The following is a 19,985-nucleotide window of genomic DNA, read 5'->3' on the forward strand; positions in this document are numbered from 1 at the left end:
CCTCGGAACCAAGTCCCCGAGCGGGACGGCGCGTTCCATGTGCGCTTTATACCAGCCGGCCGCTTCTCCCACTCACGCCAGACCGAGAACGCCGTCCACGACCCAACAGCCGCGCACGTGTTCCGCGCTCGCGTCTCGACAATGAATGAGCACATCGGCGTTATCGCATCCGGCGTCTTGAAGGGCGTCGGCGAGGATGGGCATCGCGGAGAAATCGCGCGACTCGTACATGCCCTTTGCGAGCGCCACTGTGGTATCCGTGTGCCACGGGGCAAAATCAATCGGCCGAAACGGGTTGCCGAACACCTCACGGGCTAACATCGCTTCTTGCTGATGAGCCCACTCATACCCGTAACCGAGCGAACGCCTGGCTGCGTTCCGTGCGTTGGCGTCCGTGACCGTCGCCGCAAGGCCGCACGGGTACGAATCAACATGATGGAGACGCCCCCGGAGCCGACGATCGGACGCGATCCAATACATCTCCGGGCAATTTCTCCTGATCCGGCGAAGCTCATCGGCCGTGGCCGCCGCTTCGACCGCATCAAGGAGTGTAGTCGCATCGCCAACAATGAGATGCCTCATGGTGTAAAGGCGCCCGCATGCGAACAGTCTCAATTTGCGGTCCGTGGTTCGGCCCTTTGTCAGCTTCAGGAGCGTTATCGCGCGCGTTACCGACAACCACACGTCTTCACTCATATTGCCCCTCACGCGCTGCCCGCGCGCGGGAGCGTCACGCGGAACGTGGTCCCCTTGCCGAGCTTGCTGTTCACCCGCACCTGGCCGCGCATCGCCTGCACCAGGTGCTTCACGATCGAGAGCCCGAGGCCGGTGCTGCCTTCCGCGCGCCCGCGCGCCCGGTCCACCCGGTAGAACCGTTCGAACACGCGGTTCACGTCCCCCTCCGGGATGCCCACGCCGGTGTCTTCCACCTCGAAACTGACCGTGTCCGCCGTTGCGCCCCAGCGGACGGTGATCCGCCCGCCGTTGGGCGTGTACTTGATCGCGTTATCGACAAGGTTGTCCATCACCTGCCGCAGGGCATCAGGGTCGGCCCACGCGGCCACGTTCGCGGGCGCGTCCGGCGGCGGCTTCTCCACCAGTGTGAGGGTCTTCGTGTCGGCCCGCGGGTGGTGCCGTTCCATACAGTCGGAGATTTCGCGGTCCAGTACGACCACGCGGGGTTCGAGCCCCAGCGCCCCGGACTCGATCCGCGACAGGCTCAGCATGTCCTTGACCAAGTACGTCATCCGGTCCGACTCGCGGGCCACTTGCTCCAGGAACGACGCCAGGGTGTGCGGGTCCTCGGCCGCGCCGTCCTGGAGCGCCTCCACGCTCGACTTGATGACCGCGATCGGCGTCTTCAGTTCGTGCGACGCGTTCGCCACGAAGTCCTGGCGCATGCGCTCCGCCTGCCGCACTTCGGTGGTGTCGTTGACCACCACCACCGCCCCGGGCATCCCCTGACCGGGGAACCGCGACACGTACACCTCCAGGTGGCGCCCACCGGACCCGGGCACGTCGAACTCCTCCCGGTGGGGTTCGGCGGCCGTGAGCCCCTGTTCGACGATCGCGTGGAACGGCGCCAATCGCGTGACGTCGCACAACTGCTGGTTGACCGCCTTGCGCGGGTCGAACTCGAGCAACTGACCGGCCCGTTCGTTGGCGAACAGCACCCGCCGCTTGTCGTCGATCGCGACGACCCCTTCGACCATGCCGGAGAGGATCGCCCGTAACTGCTCGCGGTCGTGCTCGAGCAGCCGGAACGTGGACGCGAGCCGCGCGCTCATGGCGTTGAACGTTTCCGCCAGCTCGTAGTGCTCGGCACCACCCGTAACGCGGATCTTGTGGCCCAAGTCGCCGTCGGCCAGTTTCCGCGCCCCTTCTCGCAACTCGATCAGCGGACGCACGAACAGCCGGGCCAGCGCGAACGCCGCGACGGTCGCGAGCACCACCACCCCGGCCAGCGCCACCGCGACCTCGCTCATCAGCTCGCGGAACATCTCCTCGGATCGGTGGCGAACGAGTAGCCCGAGGAGCCCCACCGCGGCGAGGACGAGTACCAGATACGTGGAGAACAGGCGCCAAAACATAGAATTGTGCAGAACGTGTGAAGGTGAGACCCCGCCGGGCTTGATGGGATTGTAACGGCTGCGGGAAGAAGGCGATGCGAAGTTTGCGGTTCTCGCACCACTGCGGACACGAAGAGCCGTTTCTCTGGTGACGTGTTGGAAAGGTGGATGATTCGTGAGTGGCCTGGGAATCTGCCGTTTTCAGCGTGCCTGTTGGGCTCAACGGCTCGCGGCGTCCGCTCTCTTGAACCCGTAGGTGGTCAGATCAGCTTAAGGGTGGCCGCCAAGTTCGGGCAGTGAACATCGCCGACGTTGATCGCCGCCGCAAACGCTTCGATCCTGGGGACGACCGCGTCCAGGAAGGCCGTCATCGCTGACGGCGTCAGCGCGTACCGCCGTTCCGCCGTTTCTAATAACTGGGACAGCAGGTCCGGGTAAGCGGCCACTTCGTCCAACCGGATCAGCCGGTCCGACAGCCATAACAACTCGGCCCGCTCTTTTAGCGGGCCGGCAGGGGCCTGATCCGGGCGGTGGTGGTATCGGACCGGCTCGACCACCTCGGGCGGCAGACCCCAGCGTGCGAGCAGCGCGGCGCCAACGTCGGCGTGGTTCGCCCCGAACGATTCGTTTTCGGCCCCGCACGGGTCGAACAGGAGCCGGTGGCCGTGCCGCTGCGGGTGCTTCGCCCACCGCACCGGGAACGCGCCGCGCAACAACTCCGATCCGAGGTCGCGCAACAGCGCCGCGGCCATGTCTTCGTCCGGAGCCGGAGCGCGTTTCAGCACCGCCAGCTCGCGGGCGATGATCGCGCCGCCGACGGACGTGAGCCAGTACTCGCGCGCGCCGGGGCCGCGAGGGCCGGGGGCGGACAGCGCGAGTGTGAGGGCGCGCACGGTCCGGCGCCCGAGCACTTGGACGGCCCGCGACACACTGGCAACGGGACGGGGGAGAGCGTAGACGCACGAGTTCGCGACCCGCAGAACGCCAACACACAGGGCCGGATCGGTGGCCAGCAGCGCGGCCAGGTGGGTCGGGTCGCAGTCCGGAGACCCCGCCGCGGCGTACACCTGCAAGACGACCGCGGGGGCCGGGGGCAAGAGGTCGGGCGGGAACACGGTCAGCAGCAGTTCGCGACGCGCTCTGCTCGTTTGAGTCGGCATGCGGTCCCCGAAGTCGTCATCGCGAAATGTGACCTGCGGTGTGGGGCGGCATATGTCTATAGACCAACATGCAAGATCAGTCAAATAAAGTCTCGCCATACAGCATTTCCGTGGCGAGCGCGTTAACGCGGCGCCCTACCGTCGCATCATCCTCCGGCAGGCGGTCGCCGAAAGCTTCGGCCCATCACTTTGCACTTGCCGAGGCGGCCTGTTCGTCAGAACAAACGCGGCTGGTGGTTCGGGTCGGCCAGCGCGGTCATCAGTTTTCGTTGCGGCGAGCTGACCGGGTAGTCCCCGAGTTCTCGCGGCGCGACCCACTTCGCGTTCGCATAGTGACCGGCAGCAAACGCCCCGCCCCGGAGAACCGATCCGACGCACACCAGGGTAATCGCGTACCGGGTCACGCCGTGCCGGACGGTCCGGATCTCGGCGCCCGGCTCGACATCGAACCCGGTCAGCTCTCGTGCCACCCGCACCGCCGCCGCGGAAACGTCTTCTCCCTCCATTCGGAGGGCGTGGGGTATCTCCCACATGTTTTGCCACCGTCCCGCGTCCGCCGGCCGCTGGCACAACAGTACGTTCGCGCCGTCGCGAATCACGACCCCGACTTCTGCGACCTCGGTGATGGCGGGCTGTTTCTTTTTGGGCGGGATCTGATCTTGGCGGCCGAGCCGCTTCGCCTCGCAGTTGTCTCTCACCGGGCAGCGGTCGCACGCCGGTGCAGCCGGGGTGCAGATCAGCGCGCCGAGTTCCATTAACGACTGGTTGAAATCCCCGGCCCGCTTCGCGGGGAGAACGGTTTCGGCGGCTGCCCACACCCAGACCTTGCCTTCCCCCTCTCGCGGGTCGCCGGGGTACGCGAACAGTCGCGCGAGCACGCGCAGGCTGTTCGCTTCGACGATCGGCAGCGGCCGGTCGAACGCTTGTGACAGCACGGCGCCGAGGATGTACCGGCCGACGCCCGGGAGCGGTGCCCACACGTCGGGGTCGTCCGGGAGGTCGCCGTTGTGCGCCGCGACCAGGAGTTTTGCGGCGGCGTGAAGGTGCCGGGCGCGGCGGTAGTAACCGAGGCCCTCCCAGAGCTTCAGGACGCGCTGTTCGTCGGCGGCGGCCAGCGCACGCACGTCGGGGAAAGCGGCCAGGAACCGCTCGAAGTACGGCACCACGGCCGCGACCGTGGTTTGTTGGAGCATCACCTCACTGATCCACACCTGGTAAGCGTCGCGGGCTCCGTTAACGGTTCGCCGCCAGGGCAGGTCGCGCTGGTTTTTGTCGAACCAGTTCAGGAGTTTGGTGCGCACCCCCGCGAGGGTACGGGGAGACCAACCGTCGGGGAGTTTCACGTTCCGGGTTCCAGGAGCAAAAAATGGGGCCGAAAAAGGTAGCGAGTTTGAACCCGCGGTGCTGGCCCGCGGGTTCAAACTCGCCTGGAAGACTTGGGGTTCCGGCCGCCGCTCACTTCGGGCGGCGCATGTACTGACGGAGCAGGTCGTTGGCGGCGTTGGTCATCTCCTCACGGGTCTGGGCCTTCTTCGGCTCGCCGGGCTTCTCTCCGCTGTTCGATTTGGGGGGCTCGGCGCCTCCGGCCGTGAGCGGGTTCGGGATCTCCATCACCGTGCTGCCGTCGGGAACGCTGCCGTTCCCCTCATCGTCCATGCCCAGGAGCATCGCGGCCACGTCGTCTTCGTCCGATCCGCTCGCGGCGGCGGGCGCCGGCTTCGGCTGCTCCTTCGCCGGAGCGGGCTTGGTCGGCGCGGTCACCCCAGACTTCCCAACGGTGGGCTTGACCGGCGCCGGCGTCGCGTCGCGGGCGGGCGCCTTCGGGGCCGCAGTGGCGGCCTTGACCGCGGCCAGCGCCGCCGCCGTTTCGGGGGAATCACCGAGCGGGGTGCCGTCCACCTTCGGTGCGGACTTCTCGATCCGCACCGTAAAGTCGAGCGGGCCGACCTGGAGCGAGGCCCCGTTCTCAACGACGGCCTCTGCGCTCTGAACAAGCTGGCCGTTGACGAGCGTTCCGTTGGTGCTGCCGAAATCCTTGACCAGTACCTTCCCGTCGCGGATCACAACACCGCAGTGCAACTTGCTGATCGCGGGGCTGGCCGGGCGCAAGTTGCATTGCTGATCGCGGCCGATCAGGAACTGCGACCCGGTTAGCGGAATCACGCGGCCCTCGTGGGCCCCAGACGCAACGACCAAACTCACCTTCATGTCGTGTGTCCTTCGCCGTTGAACCGTCCGAACCCTCGGCCGAGGTGAAGAGTCGCGAGCGAGCGGGAACCGTCCCCGCGCGTGGGCCGTGCCTGGGCAGGGACGACATCACCGACTTGCCGCGAACCCCGATCGGGCTACGCTCAGATTGTGCGCACCATTGCGAGTCTTGGGTTTCTTCGGTAAACCCTGGTGGTAGCGCTCGTCATTGTATGCTACGGGCGGCGCGCTATGCAACAGGCACTTCCCCCGATTCCGCGCAACCGATACCGGCTTCACACCCTCACCATAATTGGCGGCGTTCTGCTCGTCGCCGCACTTGGTGCTCTGGCCACCGGGTGCGACGGGAGCGGGTCCCCGGGCACCGCTCCGAACCGCCCCGGCCGGCCTCACGAAGGGGCGCAACTGACGTTCAATTGCTCGGACCCGGCGTTCGCCGCCGCCGTCGAGCCGATGATCCGTTCCTGGGAGGTGCGAACGGGCGCGGCGGTGACCCTCACCCGCGACCCGATGACCGCAGCCGACGCCACCGACCTTGCGGTGCTCCCCGCGAACCGTCTCGGCGAGTGGGCCGAGCCCGGGCACCTCACGCCGCTCCCGCTGAAACTTCGCGGGCTCGTGTCAGAGATGCTGCCGCCGTACGCAGAGCGGCTCGCGGCGTGGGGCGATCAGGCCCAGGCGATCCCGCTCACCGGTGACGGGGTGTTGCTGGTGTACCGGGCCGACCGGTTCGCCGATCCGGCCGTCGTCGCGGAGTTCGCGAAGCGCGGAAAGGGGCCGCTCGCCGCGCCGGCCACCTGGGACCAGTACGCCGACGTTGCGGCGTTCTTCGCGGCCCGCGACAAGGGGCCGAGCGTGCCCCCGCTGCCGGCCGACCCGACCGCACTGTTCGACCTGTTCTCCCGCGTCGCGAGTTCCTTCGACCGCCCGGCCCTGAGCGACAAGGACCTGATCGAGCGGGTCAAGGACGAGGAACTGCTCGCGTTCCACTTCGAGATCCGGACCGGCAAACCGCGGCTCCTGGCACAGGGGTTTGCGGACTCGGCGCGGTGGCTGGCGGGGCTCGCGGCGGCCGGCGCCGTTCCGCCGGGCGCGTCCGATGACCCGGTCGCCGCGCTCGCGGCGGGCAAGGCGGTGCTGGCGATCGTGTCGCTCGACCAGCTCGCGAAACTGCCGCGCGAGAACGGTACGGTACCGGCGCGGTTCGGGATCGCCCCCGTACCGGGCGCGCCGCGGCCCCTCGAACCGGGCGCCGCGCCGGTCGAGAAGCGGGTGGTGAACTACGTCCCGTACTTCGCGGGGGGGCGGTTGGGGGTGGTTCGGGCGCGCTGCCCGCGTCCCGAACTGGCGTTCGAGTTGCTCACGGAACTGGCCGGCCCGGCCCGAACTGCGGAGCTGATCAGCACCCCGGGCCTGGGCGCCGGACCGCTGCGCCCCGCGGACCTCAGCCCGGACCAATTCCCGCTGTGGCTCGGGTACGGGTTCGATCCGGCCCGATCGCAGGCGCTGCAAGACGCACTGCGGGCGTACTTGGCCGATGCGGTCAAGAACCCGACGTTAGGTCTGCGCGGCCCAGATCGCGAGGCTCTCACCCGCGACGCGGCGGCGGCACTCCGGAAGCTCGGTGCGGGGGCGAAGCCCGCGGATGTCCTTGCGGAAGCTCAGACCGCGTGGAACGCCCTCGACGCGAAGGCCGCGGGGGCGCCGCTCGTGCGCTGGCGGAAACGCGCCGCGGGGCTGAACTGATTCCGGACTGCGTCGCGCTCCCCGGCTGGTGAGCGGCCTTTGTGGAATGCTCACCAGCCAGGGAGCACGTTCGTTTGCGCCCGGTGCGAGCGCGAACGAACGTGGCGGGGACATTGCTTCCGCGCGCAGGTCAGTCGCTCGAAGCCCTTCGCTCCGATGAGCCGTCTGCGGAGGGCGCCTCCGGTGGCGGGTTGTAGCGCAAATCGATCACCACCTCGTCGCCGGGCGCAACGGGTTCGCTCGGCGGCGCGTGCGAGGCACCGGCCCCCGAGCGCTCTTGCGGCGAATGGGGGACGCCCGCCTCTTGAGGGTCCGCCGATTCGGGCTCGTTCGCGGGCGCCTGTTCGACCGCGAGCGGTTCGAGCGCAATTGCCTCTTCGAGCGTGAGTACCTCGTTTGCCGGCACCTCTTCGACCGCAAACGCCGGTTCGAGCGGCTCACCCGCCAGAGCCTCTTCGACCGTTCGGGGTGACTCACGCACCCCGCTCGCCGGGTCGGTGACGCGCAGCACGATCAGCGTACAGTCGTCATTGACCATGTCGTTGCCGCGCCGGAGCGCATCGAGTTCCGCACGCCAATCCGCTTCGGCGAGGTCCTCGAGCCGCGCCCAGTCGACGCCGGGTTCGGTCGCGACACTTTTGAAGAGCCGGGCGGCCACGGCGTCCGTCGCGAGCACGAACCGGTCGCCCGGCTCACACGTTCCGGCGGCTGAAAGCGCGACCGTGCGGTACCCCGGGCTCGACCGCACCAGCAGCGGCGCCGATCCGAACTGGTCCGCCGCGACGACCGGGAACGTCGCCAGCAACTCGCCCTGACGCACCCAGAACAGGCTCGCGTCACCGACCGCGCACGCCCGCCACGGGCGCCCGCCGGTCACGCCCGCGGGGCCGACCTCCAGCCCTAACAGGGTCGCGGCGGCGCCGACCTGATCGACCTTGGCCTGCTTCGACCAGTTCAGCCCGTCGTAGTTGATCGCCGCGCGCCACTCGGCACGCAGCCCGCTGACCCACTTGTTCAGCGATGCGGGATCTCGCACGTCCGGGCGGTCCGCCAGAAGCCGTCGGCTGAGCTGCTGCGCCCAAATGTTACAATAGATGCCGCTGCTGGCGCCGTCGGCAATGGCCGCGGCGCCGTGGCCCTCGTCCAGCGCGTAAGCGTCTTCCCACTGTTCGGGCGTGTTGCCCATCTTTTGCGCCCACATCGCGCACACGCGGGACAGCTCTTCCCCGGCCTCGGCCCAAGCGGTCGCGTCCTCCTGAAAGGCGCAGGTGAAGATCGCGTCCCACGGGTCGGCGATGTCCCATTCGTTGATAAACGCGCCGAGCCGCGTCGTCAGCGCCGCCGACACGCTCGCAAGCCGGGCGTCCACGGCGTCCGCGGGCGGCGGGGCGAAGGTGTAGTGCAGCAGGCGCGTCGGCCCGTGGGCCGTGGTGAGCAGGTTCAGTGACCGCGCGGTGCTAAAGTAACGGTCGTCGTGGTCACCGCCGCCGACGCAGTGGATGACGACCGGTGGGCGGCTCGCGTAACGCCCGGTGAGCCACACGGACACCATCTGGTAGACGTTCGCGAGGGCCGCGCCGGCAGACGGCTCCCCGGCGCAGGGGGGGAGCACGGCCCATTTCCGCGGGAGCCCTTCCCCGTCGCGCGGGACCGCCGGCATCCCGGCGACGTGTGCGAGCGGCACGAACCGCGGCTTGGGGTCGCCGTCGGGGAGCAGCGAGAGGAGCTGCTGGCCCTCCTGGTCGGGCGCGCGGTAGCCGAGCACGGCGACATCGAGCGCGCCGACCGCGTACCCGGCCGCGGCCGTGTTCACCAGCCCTTCAATGAGGTCATCCGCGAGGAGCCGCGCCGCCTCGACCGCCGGCGCCTCGCCGCGAGGGGTGACCACGTCGCGGGTCATCCCGCTCGAGAGGCGCAGGAGCAGCACGAGGCACCCGGGCGGCGGCTCCGCTGTAGTTTCATGTTCCAAGTGGCAGGTTCCAAGTTAGAGGCACGAAACCAGGCTCCCGACCGTCGGACTTGGAACTTGGAACCTGGAACTTGAAACGTGCGCTCAACGGAGGTGCGGGGGCAGGGTGGCCGCCGCGACCACCTGCGTGCCCACGTTGAGCAGCTTTAGCAAGCTCACCGCGTCGGCGTTGAACGCCATCGCCTTGCACCCGAGCGGCGCCGAGATCCCCTTCACCTCCGCCATGTGCCGCAGCTTGTCCGGCAGCGGGCTGGACATGCCGAACAGGTCGCGGGCGTACTCGTCCGGCAGCGCCGATTCGGTCGGTGGGAGGAACACCGGCTGCGCGTCGCGGCCCGACAGGTGGCAGTTGAACAGCAGCACGTTCCCGTCGGCAGTGGCCAGCGCCTTGAGGTCCTCGGCGAACGGGACCGGGATGCCGTCGGTCGATTCGCCGTCGGTCAGGTTGATGACCATCGGCGGGAAGCTGCTCGGGTGCGCGTCGATCCACGCCTGGAGCACGTGCTTGCAGTACCTCAGCGCCTCACACATCGGGGTGCCGAACATTTCCGTCGGGGCCGGCGAGCGGAACCACACCGGGAACGCGATCTGGCGTTCCACCTCGGTCAGGCCGCCCGCGCCGTCGTCCACGAACTCCTTCTTGCGGCGCTGCTCGATCTCGAGCGGGTTGTCGTACAGCTCGCTGATGCTCACGAGGTCGCGGCCGGCCAGCCCGAGCTGGAACAGCGGGCGGACGATCGCGACGCCGTTGGCGTCGGTGGTGTACCCGATGAGCCCCACGTCGAAGTAGCTGCGCGGCTTCTCCTCGCCCTTCTCGCAGCTCGTAATCAGCTCCTGGAAGAACCGGTTGATCGCGGTCGAGACCGTGTCCATCTTGGCCCGTTGCGTCCCCGCGATGCCGTCGAGCATCGAGTTGGACAGGTCCACCAGGAACACGATGCACCCAGGGTTGGAGCGGTCGATCTGCATGTCGTAGGGCACTGGCGGGGCTCCTTATCTGTGGCAGAGGTCGGCTTCGGGGCAGCGTTTCAAAAGGTCTTGTCGCACACCATGCAGTACCGGGCGCCCGGGGCGCCGGGGATCTTGCGCCGGCAGGTCGGGCACGCGTCCGCGCCGCCGTCCTTGGCGACGATCGCCGGCGGCTTTGCGGCGGTCGGAACGGGCGGGCGCGGCGGGGGCGGCACCGGCGGCTTCGGACCCGCGGCCGGCCCGACCGCTTTCGCCGCCGGGGCCGGCGGCGCCACGGGCTTCGGTGGGGCCGGCCGCGGGTCGTCCAGGTCGAGGATCGAAGCGACCGGGCGGCGCGCCGGCGCCGGCGGCACCAGCGGCATCGGCAACCCGTCGTCGTAGTCGTCGGCGGCAGGGGGCGCAGGAGGCGGGGGCGCGGGAGACGGTGCGATCGGTGGGGGAACAGGAACCGGCGCCGGCGCGGGGGCGGGCGTGGTCACCGCGCCGGCGCCGGTGCGCACGACGACGGTTACGGCGCCGGCAAGGCGGGTGTCACCGGCGCTCACGGGCGCCTCGCGGCGCGCGGGCACGTCCTCGCAGAACACTTTCCCGTCACGAATCCAGTACCGGAGGGCGACGTCGGCCGCCCCCCGTGCCCAGACGGTACAGGCCCGCGCGTCGCCGCCGACCTTCACCGGCTCCGCGCCAAGGTTGACGGTGATCGCTTCGCGCTCGCTGAACCGCACCTCCAGCCACGCGCTCCGGAACGCGGCCTCAACGACCGCAACCATCAACCCGATGCAGAACCCGAGCAACGCCGCCCCGCCGAAGCGCCCCGCCCAGTCGCCGGCCCCGGACGCCATCAGGAACGCGACCGCGCCGAGCAGCCCGCCGCTGAGGCCCGCGCCGGTCGCCTTGTTGCCGTCGAGGTTGGGAATGAAAAGGCTGACCCCGCGCCCGAGCAGACCGCCGAGCAGCACCCACCCGACGACGAACCCGAGCTTTGCGATCCCGATGCCGAGTAGGAGAGTGTAAAGCACTTGCCCGACGCCCCCCGACACGAATCCAGCGGTTCCGGCTCCGGCGACCACCAGGGCGAGCGGCACGCGCCCCGGCGCGAACGGTTTCTTCCCGAGGTACCGGTTCTGCCCGACGAGGAGGGCGAGGCACAGCCCCGTCGCCACGAGCGCGGTCCAGAGGCCGGTCGACGCGATCCCCCACACCGACAGCTCCCCGGACGCCTTCGGAACGGTCAGCTTCACGCTTCGGGTGCTGGTCAGCGAGCCGCCCGTGGCGACGAACTGGATCGCTCGTGCCCCCTCTCTCGCGGCGTCGCTCGCAACGAGTTCGAGTTCGCCGTCGTCCTTTCCTTCCGGGATCGTGAGCCGGCCGGCGGTGACCCCGTCCGGCAAGTTCTCGAGTCGCACGTCCACCGGCCCGGCGTGGTACGCGCGCCGAACCGTCACAGGCACCTTGACCACTTGTCCTGGGGCGAGGTCGAAGTCGTTCGGGGTGTACAACTCCAGGCGCGGCTCAACTTTGAACCGGTGGACCACCTGTTTCGGCCCCGGCCCGCCGCCCGGGAGCTTCGTGAGGCTGTTCTTGATCTCTTTCCGCTCGCCGTTGGCCAGGATGTTGACGCGGTAGTCGCTCCGGTCCGGCCCGCCCGTGCAGCGCTGGAAGAAGTTGACGTAGATGGTGTAATCCCCTTGCGGGGCGCCGTCCTTCGGCCAGAAGATGTTCTCCACCGGCTGCGGGTCGATGGACTGACACCCGGCGTTGCGGTCCACATCCAGGCGACCACGGGTCGGGGACGCTTTCTGTTTGTACCAAATTTCGTACCCGGTCGGGTCGACGCAGTGCAGGTCGAGGTCGTTCGCGTCGTCCCAGATAAGGGTGATCTGAACGTCCCCGGTGCTTCCGCCCGCCTGCTCGACCCGGCGCCGGAAGTCATCGGGCAGTGGCGGCGGGCTGCCCGACGGGGCCGTGGGTTTGGTGACGAGCGTGGCCCCGGCTCCGGCGCCGGCCGATTTCGCCGCGTACCCGCTCGCGGCCAGCAGCGGCTCGCCGACGAGCCAGCCGGCCAGAGCACCGACCGCCCCGAACGCGCCGAACAGCAGCACTTTCTTCCAGGTCGCCAGCAGGCTCATGTCCGTCCCAGTCGGGAAATGGGTCCGCCGCCGCTACGGGGCCGACTCGAACAGCTCTTGATGCGCGGCCACGCCCGCCGACAGCCCGAGCACCCGGGTCGCGATCCGGGGAACCTTGTCGGCCCCCTTTTGCTCGGGCGTTCTCAACTGGTCTACCAACTCCATTTGCGGTTCGCACGCCTTTTTTAGAGCCGCGACCGATTCTGCCGTCCACCGTGGGGCCGCCCGTTGTGACACCCGTTCGCGTGCGGCGTTGTACCCCACGGCGGCCTGGCTCACGGGGGTGGGCTTGAGCGCTCCGGGCACCTCCTCGGCCCCCTGCGTCCTGACACGCGTGTTGTCGCCCGGGTGGCGCTTCGTGAAGTTGAGCTCGGTCAGGCCGGAGACCTCGTCCGACAGCGGGGCCTGCTTGTACTCGCCGTTGCCCACCTCGTACTTAATGACAACCTCTTTGCGCGGCGTCTCGGCCCCATTCACGAGCACTTTGTTGTCGAGCCGGGCGACCGGCGGAATGAACGTGTCGGCGAACTCCTGGACCTTGTCGCGGATCAGTTTGTGGGTTGTGGCGCTCTTCGTCCGCGCGTACTGCTCGTGAACCTTGTTCAGCCATTGTTCGGCGCCGGTCGGGTTGTCGAACAGGCCCTCCTGCGCGAACAGCGCGAGCAGTTCCTCGCGAGCCGTGTACTCGTCGGCTCCGGCGCCTCGTCCTTCGATGCCCTTTCGGAACTCGGGGGGCACCGCCACTTTGTCCCCGTCCGCCCGGCGTAACTCGTTGCCGAGTTCGATCAGGTGCTTGTTGAACGCGTGGAGCGCGTCCCGTGCGGCTGTACCCACATTGGTGTCCCGGTCCAACGGCAGCTTTGCCTTGATTGCGCTGGCGGACTCGCGGTCCGCCAGCACGGCGAGTCGGTCCACTACCTTCAGCCGGGCCTCGAGTCGCCACACCGTCGCTTGGGACTTGTTCGCGAACCGTGACCCGTTTGTGTAGTCGTCGATCAGTTTCGTGGCTTCCGCTACCGCCCGGTCCGCGTCCGCAGCGGACTCGACCGGTGGCGGCTTCACGAGCCACGCCTGCACGGCGCCTTCGCCCCGCCGAGCGGCGGCCTGATCCACCGCCCAGGTTGCGTATTTGTCCTTCAACTTGCCGACGAACGCCGGCTTCTCGATTCCGGATAGAAACGTGTCGAGGTCCGTGAGGTCCGCGGCTCGCGCCCCTGCGGCCTTCATGGTCGCGTCCGCATCCGGGTCCGCGGACCGGTCGGCCGAGTCGGGGGCGCGGTACCGCCACGTCACCCCGATCGCCTTGCGGGCCTCGGCGGCGGCGGTCGTAGCCCTCGCGGCGGCCGCCGCCGTTTGGTTCCGGGGCGGTTCCGGACTCGGGGGCGGAGCCACGCCGAGGGCATCGAGCCGCGTGGCGCTGTGGACCTGCCAAGCTGCGTAGAGCGCGAACGGGGCCGCCAGGGCGAGCAAAAGTGCGCCGCTTTTCACCGCGTTCATGACGCCCCGCCCGCAGGTGCATCGGATGCATGTCGGCCCGGCGCCGGGCCTGTCGCGCCCGGCTGTCGGATCAGTATAACCGCGACCGGTGCCGGGTTCTCCGGGTTCTTAACCGCCGCTCACCGGCTCGCGCGCAAAGGGCGTTTACGAGGCGCAACGTGATCGGACGCCGGAACCGAAAGGTCTATGTTACCCCGGCTAAGATGCACCCAATCCTTCGGCGCCGGAAAATTTTTCCGAGCGCGCCCGCGGTCGCGGGCAAGACACGGTAGCGGACACAGGAAGCGTTCCGGGTTCCACGGTCCGAGTTCGAGCGAAGGCACGACGCCCCGTTCTTAACTTGGGACGCGGAACCCCGAACTTCCCCGACAGGTTTCCCATGCCGACCAGACACGCCGATTGCTTGATGCCGACCCTCCGGCGGGTCGTACTGGGCCGCCAGACGGCCGCGCGCACCGACGGCGAGTTGCTCACCGCGTTCGTCGCGTCGGCCAGCGGGGACGCGTTCGCGGAGCTGGTGCGCCGGCACGGGCCGATGGTGCTCGGGGTGTGCCGGCGGCTGATCCCCGATCACGCCACCGCGGACGACGCGTTCCAGGCGGTGTTCCTGGTGCTCGCCCGGCGCGCCGCCGGCGTGCGGCCCCGGGAGCGGGTCGGCGCGTACCTGTACGGGATCGCGTACCGCACGGCGCTCAAGGCCCGAATGGTTCTGGCTCGCCGCCGGTCCCGCGAGAAGCAGGTAGAAGTCATGCCCGAACCGCCCGCACCGCCCGCCGCGCCCGCGTGGGGCGACGTTCAATTCGTCATCGACGAGGAACTCGCCCGGTTGCCGGAAAAGCTCCGGATCGCGGTGGTGCTGTGCGACCTGGAGGGGCGCCCCCAGCGCGAGGTGGCCCGGCAGCTCGGGGTGCCACCGGCGACGCTCGCGACGCGCCTGGCGGCGGCCCGCCGCTCGCTCGCGGCCCGGCTCACCCGCCGAGGCGTCACGCTGTCCGGCGGCGCGCTCGCCGGGCTGCTCGTCACGCACGCCAGCGCGTCCGCGGTACCGCACGCGCTGGCCGCGGGCGTCGCCCGGGCGGCCGAGGCGGTGGCCGCGGGCGGGGCCGTCGGGGCGGCTGTGTCCGCGCAAGCCGTTCAACTATCTGAAGGGGTGATGCAAATGATGATGCTCGCCAAACTCAAGGCGGTCACGGTGGTCGCCGCCGTCGCGCTGGTGCTCACGACCGGGCTCGGCGTGGGGCTCGCCCCCGCGGCGGCCGGCGAGGAACCGGTTCCGGTCACGGTGACGGTGGCCACACCGGCCCCGGACGGGCACGCCGGCACCACCCGGCCCAAGGAGCGGGCGCAAGCGGAGCCCGCGCCGGACGACGCCTTGTTCCTGCGCCGGCTCAGCCTCGACGTGCGGGGCACGGTCCCGACGCCCGTCGAAACCTGGTTCTTCGTGTCCGACACGGACGCCGAGAAGCGGGCCAAGGTGATCGAGTGGATCACCGACGACGAGGACCGGCGGGCCGCCGCCGCGAAGAAACTCGGCGTGCCGGTCGAGCGGGTGCGGGTGGCCCGCGCGAAGTTCTCCGCCGACGGCCGGTCTCTCGTGCTGATCGATCCGATCGCCATTGCGAAACCCACCGACGCGATCGAACTCGTCTCGTCCGATCCGGCGGCCGTAACCGACGCCCGGGTCGAGGAGATCACCACCGATGTGACCGTCACCAAGACGGCTCAAGGGGTCGTCTACGATGTCAAGAGCAGCGAACCCGGTGCTGCCAAGACCCAGCCCCCGGCCGACGCAACCAAGAAAACGGTCGTCCTGCGGCGGGTCCAGGCCGACGCCGCGAAGTCCGGGTCGGTGTTCGAGTACCACGGCGAATATGGGCTTACGGTGTGGGACACGGTCCCGGACGATAAGAAGCCGCAACCCACCCCGACCGTCAAGTACCGAGCGGTCGTGAACGTCGCGCTGGGGTCCTCCGACGCGGAGTTCCTCAAGCGCGTTCTGACCGACGCCCGCGGGACCGCCCCGACCGCGCTGGAGCTGAAGTACTTCACCGAGGACAAGGACCCGAAGAAGCGCGAGAAGCTCCTCGATACGCTGCTGAAAGAGCCGGCCGTCGCGAAGAAGCTCGGCGACGAGTGGAAGAAGAAGATGCTCGCGCCCGGCGCCCCGGGTGTGGCGAAAGAGGCCGACTTCTTCTACTTCGTGACGCCCAATGTCGTGGAGGGCAAGTCTACCCTCGATCTCAAGGTGCAGCCGTTCGTCGTGCCGCTCTCGCCCGATCGCGTGGTGCAGCCGTTCGTCGTGCCGCTCCCGCCGGGCGCCCCGAAGCCGCCCGCGCCGCCGAAGCCGCCGACCAGTACGGTCACCGGTGTGCCCGCGCCGCCGAAGCCGCCGGCCCCGCCCGCGCCGCCGGTCACGGTTCAGGGCACGAAAGTGGTCGTCACTTCTCAACTCCAGTCCGACAAGCTCGAAAAGCTGGTCGGAGAGCTGATCGCAGCTCAAAAGTCGGACGACGCGCTCCTCGAGGCGGTCACACTGGCGACCCAGAGCCGGCTCCCGACCGACGCAGAGAAGAAGCTGACCAAGGTGGCCATCGGTGTTGCCGCGGACCGCAAAACCGCGTGGGTCGCGATTGCCCGGGCGCTCGCCGGGACCGAGGCCCGGAGCAAGGACGTACTGGAACTCAAGGTGGTTCCGTCGGCCACACCGAAGCCGGCCAAGCCGTAACGGTTGTTGCCACGGGGGCCAGCGCTCCGGCGCTGGCCCTGTCGTTATCCCCTGCCGCGCGCTCAATTCGCAGTCACTTCTCAACCCGCGAAGAGCGTCCGCACGCTCACAGCGTTTTCACGCACGCGACCAGTTCGGCGTGTGTCAGAGCGCGATCGGCCGGGAACAGCACGAACCCCGCGGGCGACTCGGCGCAGTCGACGATCACCTGGCGGTCGTTGGGCACCAGGAACCCGGCGTCGCTGGCGATGTGCCCGCTCACCAGCAGGTCGCACCCCATTTTGCGAAGGAAGTTGGTCACCGCCTCGGCGCTGGTGTCGCGGCCCCACAGCAGGCTGTGGACCGTACCGCCGGCTTGCAGGTCTTCGTCCTGGTAGCCTTCGCGTTCCAGCCGCGCCGGGTCGAACGCCGGGAGGAACCGCGCCGCCGGGAGGCTGTGCGCGACCAGCACCCCGTTGGGGGTGCGGAGTGCGACCGGCAGCGCCCGGAACAGGTCCAGGTACGCCGCGTAGATCTGCGGGCCGAACGCCGGGCCGTAGGCCTCGGTCACCCCCTCCTCGAACCGCCGGTTCTGGTTCTCGTCGGCCTTCATCACGGGCCGGTTCGTCCACTGCGCCAGCTCGTGGTTTCCGGGCAGGTAGTGGACCTGTTTGGGGAACTGCCCCTTCAGCGCGCAGAACAGATCGACGAGCTGGTGCGACTTGTCCCCGCCCTTCGGGTAGCGGAACTTCCCGTGAATCACCTCCTGAAGCACGAAGTGCCGGGCCGGGTGGTTGGCGAGGTCGGCGAGCTTGAGCAGCGCCTGGAAGTGCCCGACGTGCCCGTGCAGGTCGCCGGCCACCAGCACCTCGGTGCAGTTCTCCAGGCTCACGGTGTGTCCGCGGCGCCCCGGGGTCGCGCGGACCAGCGCGAGGGCCTGGCGCAAGTGCGTCAGCATGCGATCGGGGGCGGGCACGGGCGGTCCTCGGCGGGCGTGGTGTTCTGATATTGTATCACGCGCGAGCCGGCACCGCCCGACCGCCGCGCGTGCCGCCGGCCTTGTCCAACTGCTGTGCGTTCGGACAATAGCGGTGAGCGAATTTCCCCTCAACACTCTCCCCCGTGCGGGAACTGCTGTTCGTCCCTCCGGGCGCCAGGCGCACGACCCCGCACCCCGCCCGCGTTCACGAGTGGTCCGTACCTGATGGAGCTGTCCCGCAACCTCAAGGTGGATAGCGTGGCCCGGCTCGACCCGGCGCCGCCCCGCTGGGTCGATGCGGACGACACCGTCGCCCGCGCCGTCGAGGAGATGCGCGCCGGCAACGTCGGCTGCCTGCTCATTACCGAGCGGGGCCGGGTGGTCGGCATCTTTACCGAACGCGACCTGCTCACGCGCGTCCTCGCGCCCCAGAAGCCGCTCGCCGCCCCCATCCGGCTGTTCATGACCGCCGCGCCGGTAACGGTGGCGCCGAAGGACTCGGTGCGGACCGTGATCAAGCGGATGCAACGGGGCGGGTACCGGCACTTGCCCGTGGTGGACGAGGCCGGCCGGCCGGTGGGTGTGCTGTCGGCGCGCCGGGTCGTTCACTACCTGGTCGAGCACTTCCCGGCACTGGTGTTCAACTTGCCGCCCGAACCGGACCGCTATCCCGAAACCACCGAAGGCGCGTGACCCAAGGACCCCGGCACACGTGCGATCAACCGAGCACATTTGCCGTTGCGGACTCGGCGGTTGCACGTTTGCCGCCGAGTTGGCTTCGAGAGGTGGGCCGGGTACGGCCCGGCGCTCCGCGGTCGATCGACGGTTTTTGCTGTTTGCGTGAGCGGCAGCGAGTGTAAATGCCAATCCAGATGAACGTTGCGTCGCGATCGTCCAGGGCGATTCGTGCCGCGCGTTGTTCACATCTGGAGTGGCGTACTGAGATGAGGCGTGGAATTCGTGGGAAGTAGCCACCCAGCGAATCGCCAGCAAGCGGGCAGCCGTTTGGTAGCGGATGCCCAGCTCGTGGCCCAGCGGCGTGACCGGTGCGGCACTGTAACCCCCGTTACAGTAGCCCGTGGAAGAACGGGGTGACGAGCCCCCTGCTCGGCTCGTGGTGTGTTTGTTTCGCCGACCGTTCTGTCTGGACGACCTTGTGTGCCAGCGACGCATGGTACCCTCGGTGTTTACGAGACGGTTGGTTTTGAGTTGTTACTGGCGCGCGTTCTTTTCCCGCGCGTGCGCGGCTCCTATTTACCAGATGGCATGCGGGTGTTGTTCGTGTGTGGCGGGACGATTCCGTGGCACCATAGCGGCGGTTCACGGGGAGTTAACCCCGGACCGTACCGGCTCTGATCCGGGTTCGAGAGCGCAAGCGAAAATGCCGCCCGAAACATCGGTGGCGCCGTATGCCGTCTTGCGTCCGCGTGCTCCGGGGCTCACACTGAAGCGCTCTCCGACACGGAACCCGCACACCGGAACCTGGAACTGCTCATGGCTGAACCGATCACGATTGCGACCTGGCCGTTCGGTAAGACCGCCGTCGAAGCCGCAATGAAGGAACTGGCGAAGGGCGCCCCCGCTCTCGATGCGGCGCTCGCCGGGGCGCAGGCGGTCGAGGACGACACCGCCATCCGCAACTCGGTCGGGTTCGGGAGCATCCCGGACCGGCTCGGGCGGCTCACGCTCGACGCCTGCGTGATGGACGGCCGCACCCTCGCGTGCGGGGCGGTGGCGTGCGTCGAGCACATCCGGCACCCCGCGGCGCTGGCCCGGCGCGTCATGGAGAAGACCCCGCACGTCATGCTGGTGGGCGAGGGCGCGAAGTGGTTCGCGCTCCAGCAGGGGTTCCCGCTGGAGATGCCGTACACCGCCGAGAGCATCAAAGAGTTCCTCGACGCGCACCCCGACAAGAAGAAAGACGCCCCCGCGGGCCACGCGCCCGCGCGGCGCGACGGGGCCTCCGACATCACCCTCCAATGGGGCTCCCAACCCGCTCCCGCGCCGGGTTCCGAGTTCGACCACGACACCGTGACGGTGCTGTCGCTGGACAAGAAGGGGCACCTCGGCGGGGTCTGCACGACGAGCGGGCTGGGGTACAAGCTCCCGGGCCGGGTGGGCGATTCGCCGATCATTGGCGCCGGGCTGTACGTCGACGACCTCGCCGGCGCCGCGGGCGCGACGGGCGTGGGCGAAGAAATCATCCGCATCGGCGGCAGCCTGTTCATCGCCGAGCTGCTCCGCGCCGGCAAGACGCCCCAGGAGGCGTGCGAGCTGGCCTGCAAGCGGGCGAACGCCGCCGCGGGCCGGCGCGGCGTTCACCCGGCGCGCGTGGCGTTCCTCGCCCTCGACCCGAAGGGGAACGTCGGCGCGGCCTGCACCGAAAAGGCGGCGTTCAAGTACGCCGTCGGCCGCGGCGACAAGGTGGAACTGCTCACGGCCAAAGAGATCGGGCCGGCCGCGTAGCGCGGTCACACGTTGCGACCGGCGGCCGGCCGGGGCCTTCGCTCCGGGCGCGGCCCGAAACCGGTAATCCGCGCGCTGCGTGCTCAAAG

The 19,985-nt window shown here is 69.2% G+C and carries 14 protein-coding genes; 4 read left to right on the forward strand and 10 right to left on the reverse strand.

What is annotated here, in order from left to right; genetic code table 11:
- Nucleotides 1-72: 72 nt before the first annotated feature.
- The 5 genes from R5W23_RS10340 to R5W23_RS10360 form a co-directional block, all read right to left on the reverse strand.
- Complete coding sequence (locus R5W23_RS10340) at nucleotides 73-696, reverse strand: hypothetical protein (protein ID WP_320686258.1); 624 nt, start codon at nucleotides 694-696, stop codon at nucleotides 73-75.
- Between the two features lie 8 nt (nucleotides 697-704).
- Nucleotides 705-2,090 (reverse strand): HAMP domain-containing sensor histidine kinase, encoded by a 1,386-nt coding sequence (locus R5W23_RS10345; protein WP_320686259.1) that lies wholly within the window; start codon nucleotides 2,088-2,090, stop codon nucleotides 705-707.
- Between the two features lie 239 nt (nucleotides 2,091-2,329).
- Complete coding sequence (locus tag R5W23_RS10350; RefSeq protein ID WP_320686260.1) at nucleotides 2,330-3,229, reverse strand: HDOD domain-containing protein; 900 nt, start codon at nucleotides 3,227-3,229, stop codon at nucleotides 2,330-2,332.
- Between the two features lie 215 nt (nucleotides 3,230-3,444).
- Nucleotides 3,445-4,572: an A/G-specific adenine glycosylase gene (gene mutY / locus R5W23_RS10355; RefSeq protein WP_320686261.1), complete on the reverse strand. Its 1,128-nt coding sequence runs from the start codon at nucleotides 4,570-4,572 to the stop codon at nucleotides 3,445-3,447.
- Between the two features lie 112 nt (nucleotides 4,573-4,684).
- Nucleotides 4,685-5,437: an FHA domain-containing protein gene (locus R5W23_RS10360; protein ID WP_320686262.1), complete on the reverse strand. Its 753-nt coding sequence runs from the start codon at nucleotides 5,435-5,437 to the stop codon at nucleotides 4,685-4,687.
- 231 nt (nucleotides 5,438-5,668) lie between these two features.
- Between R5W23_RS10360 and R5W23_RS10365 the strand changes: the two genes are divergently transcribed.
- Nucleotides 5,669-7,183, forward strand: a complete 1,515-nt coding sequence (locus R5W23_RS10365; RefSeq protein ID WP_320686263.1) for a hypothetical protein — start codon at nucleotides 5,669-5,671, stop codon at nucleotides 7,181-7,183.
- Between the two features lie 130 nt (nucleotides 7,184-7,313).
- Here R5W23_RS10365 and R5W23_RS10370 read toward each other — a convergent pair whose 3' ends face one another.
- The 4 genes from R5W23_RS10370 to R5W23_RS10385 all read right to left on the reverse strand — a co-directional run bounded on the left by R5W23_RS10370 (nucleotide 7,314) and on the right by R5W23_RS10385 (nucleotide 13,747).
- Nucleotides 7,314-9,152: a hypothetical protein gene (locus tag R5W23_RS10370; RefSeq protein WP_320686264.1), complete on the reverse strand. Its 1,839-nt coding sequence runs from the start codon at nucleotides 9,150-9,152 to the stop codon at nucleotides 7,314-7,316.
- Between the two features lie 84 nt (nucleotides 9,153-9,236).
- On the reverse strand, nucleotides 9,237-10,133 hold the full coding sequence (locus tag R5W23_RS10375) for a vWA domain-containing protein (protein ID WP_320686265.1): 897 nt from the start codon (nucleotides 10,131-10,133) through the stop codon (nucleotides 9,237-9,239).
- A gap of 47 nt (nucleotides 10,134-10,180) precedes the next feature.
- A complete protein-coding gene (locus R5W23_RS10380) occupies nucleotides 10,181-12,250 on the reverse strand; it encodes a YfaP family protein (RefSeq protein WP_320686266.1) in 2,070 nt (689 codons plus the stop codon).
- A 33-nt stretch (nucleotides 12,251-12,283) separates the two neighbouring features.
- The gene (locus tag R5W23_RS10385; protein WP_320686267.1) at nucleotides 12,284-13,747 is read right to left on the reverse strand and encodes a hypothetical protein; all 1,464 of its coding nucleotides are present in this window, start codon (nucleotides 13,745-13,747) and stop codon (nucleotides 12,284-12,286) included.
- A gap of 406 nt (nucleotides 13,748-14,153) precedes the next feature.
- Here R5W23_RS10385 and R5W23_RS10390 point away from each other — a divergent pair, with 406 nt between their 5' ends.
- Complete coding sequence (locus R5W23_RS10390) at nucleotides 14,154-16,472, forward strand: sigma-70 family RNA polymerase sigma factor (protein ID WP_320686268.1); 2,319 nt, start codon at nucleotides 14,154-14,156, stop codon at nucleotides 16,470-16,472.
- 106 nt (nucleotides 16,473-16,578) lie between these two features.
- On the opposite strand, the gene R5W23_RS10395 is transcribed toward R5W23_RS10390, so the two are convergent.
- Nucleotides 16,579-17,427 carry a metallophosphoesterase gene (locus R5W23_RS10395; RefSeq protein ID WP_261185613.1) on the reverse strand — a complete coding sequence of 283 codons (849 nt, stop codon included), beginning with the start codon at nucleotides 17,425-17,427 and terminating at the stop codon, nucleotides 16,579-16,581.
- A 228-nt stretch (nucleotides 17,428-17,655) separates the two neighbouring features.
- Between R5W23_RS10395 and R5W23_RS10400 the strand changes: the two genes are divergently transcribed.
- Nucleotides 17,656-18,123 (forward strand): CBS domain-containing protein, encoded by a 468-nt coding sequence (locus tag R5W23_RS10400; RefSeq protein ID WP_320686269.1) that lies wholly within the window; start codon nucleotides 17,656-17,658, stop codon nucleotides 18,121-18,123.
- 801 nt (nucleotides 18,124-18,924) lie between these two features.
- Nucleotides 18,925-19,896, forward strand: coding sequence for an isoaspartyl peptidase/L-asparaginase (locus R5W23_RS10405; RefSeq protein ID WP_320686270.1), 972 nt, complete (start codon nucleotides 18,925-18,927; stop codon nucleotides 19,894-19,896).
- Nucleotides 19,897-19,985 lie beyond the last annotated feature (89 nt).

The organism is Gemmata algarum, from assembly GCF_034097035.1.
In the GTDB taxonomy this organism is placed as follows: Bacteria; Planctomycetota; Planctomycetia; order Gemmatales; family Gemmataceae; genus Gemmata; species Gemmata algarum.

Excerpts from the sequence above, each read along its gene's own strand:
- R5W23_RS10340 (WP_320686258.1), bottom strand. The coding sequence starts at position 696 with ATGAGTGAAGACGTGTGGTTGTCGGTAACGCGCGCGATAACGCTCCTG.
- R5W23_RS10345 (WP_320686259.1), bottom strand. The coding sequence starts at position 2,090 with ATGTTTTGGCGCCTGTTCTCCACGTATCTGGTACTCGTCCTCGCCGCG.
- R5W23_RS10350 (WP_320686260.1), bottom strand. The coding sequence starts at position 3,229 with ATGCCGACTCAAACGAGCAGAGCGCGTCGCGAACTGCTGCTGACCGTG.
- R5W23_RS10360 (WP_320686262.1), bottom strand. The coding sequence starts at position 5,437 with ATGAAGGTGAGTTTGGTCGTTGCGTCTGGGGCCCACGAGGGCCGCGTG.
- R5W23_RS10365 (WP_320686263.1), top strand. The coding sequence starts at position 5,669 with ATGCAACAGGCACTTCCCCCGATTCCGCGCAACCGATACCGGCTTCAC.
- R5W23_RS10380 (WP_320686266.1), bottom strand. The coding sequence starts at position 12,250 with ATGAGCCTGCTGGCGACCTGGAAGAAAGTGCTGCTGTTCGGCGCGTTC.
- R5W23_RS10385 (WP_320686267.1), bottom strand. The coding sequence starts at position 13,747 with ATGAACGCGGTGAAAAGCGGCGCACTTTTGCTCGCCCTGGCGGCCCCG.
- R5W23_RS10390 (WP_320686268.1), top strand. The coding sequence starts at position 14,154 with ATGCCGACCCTCCGGCGGGTCGTACTGGGCCGCCAGACGGCCGCGCGC.
- R5W23_RS10400 (WP_320686269.1), top strand. The coding sequence starts at position 17,656 with ATGGAGCTGTCCCGCAACCTCAAGGTGGATAGCGTGGCCCGGCTCGAC.
- R5W23_RS10405 (WP_320686270.1), top strand. The coding sequence starts at position 18,925 with ATGGCTGAACCGATCACGATTGCGACCTGGCCGTTCGGTAAGACCGCC.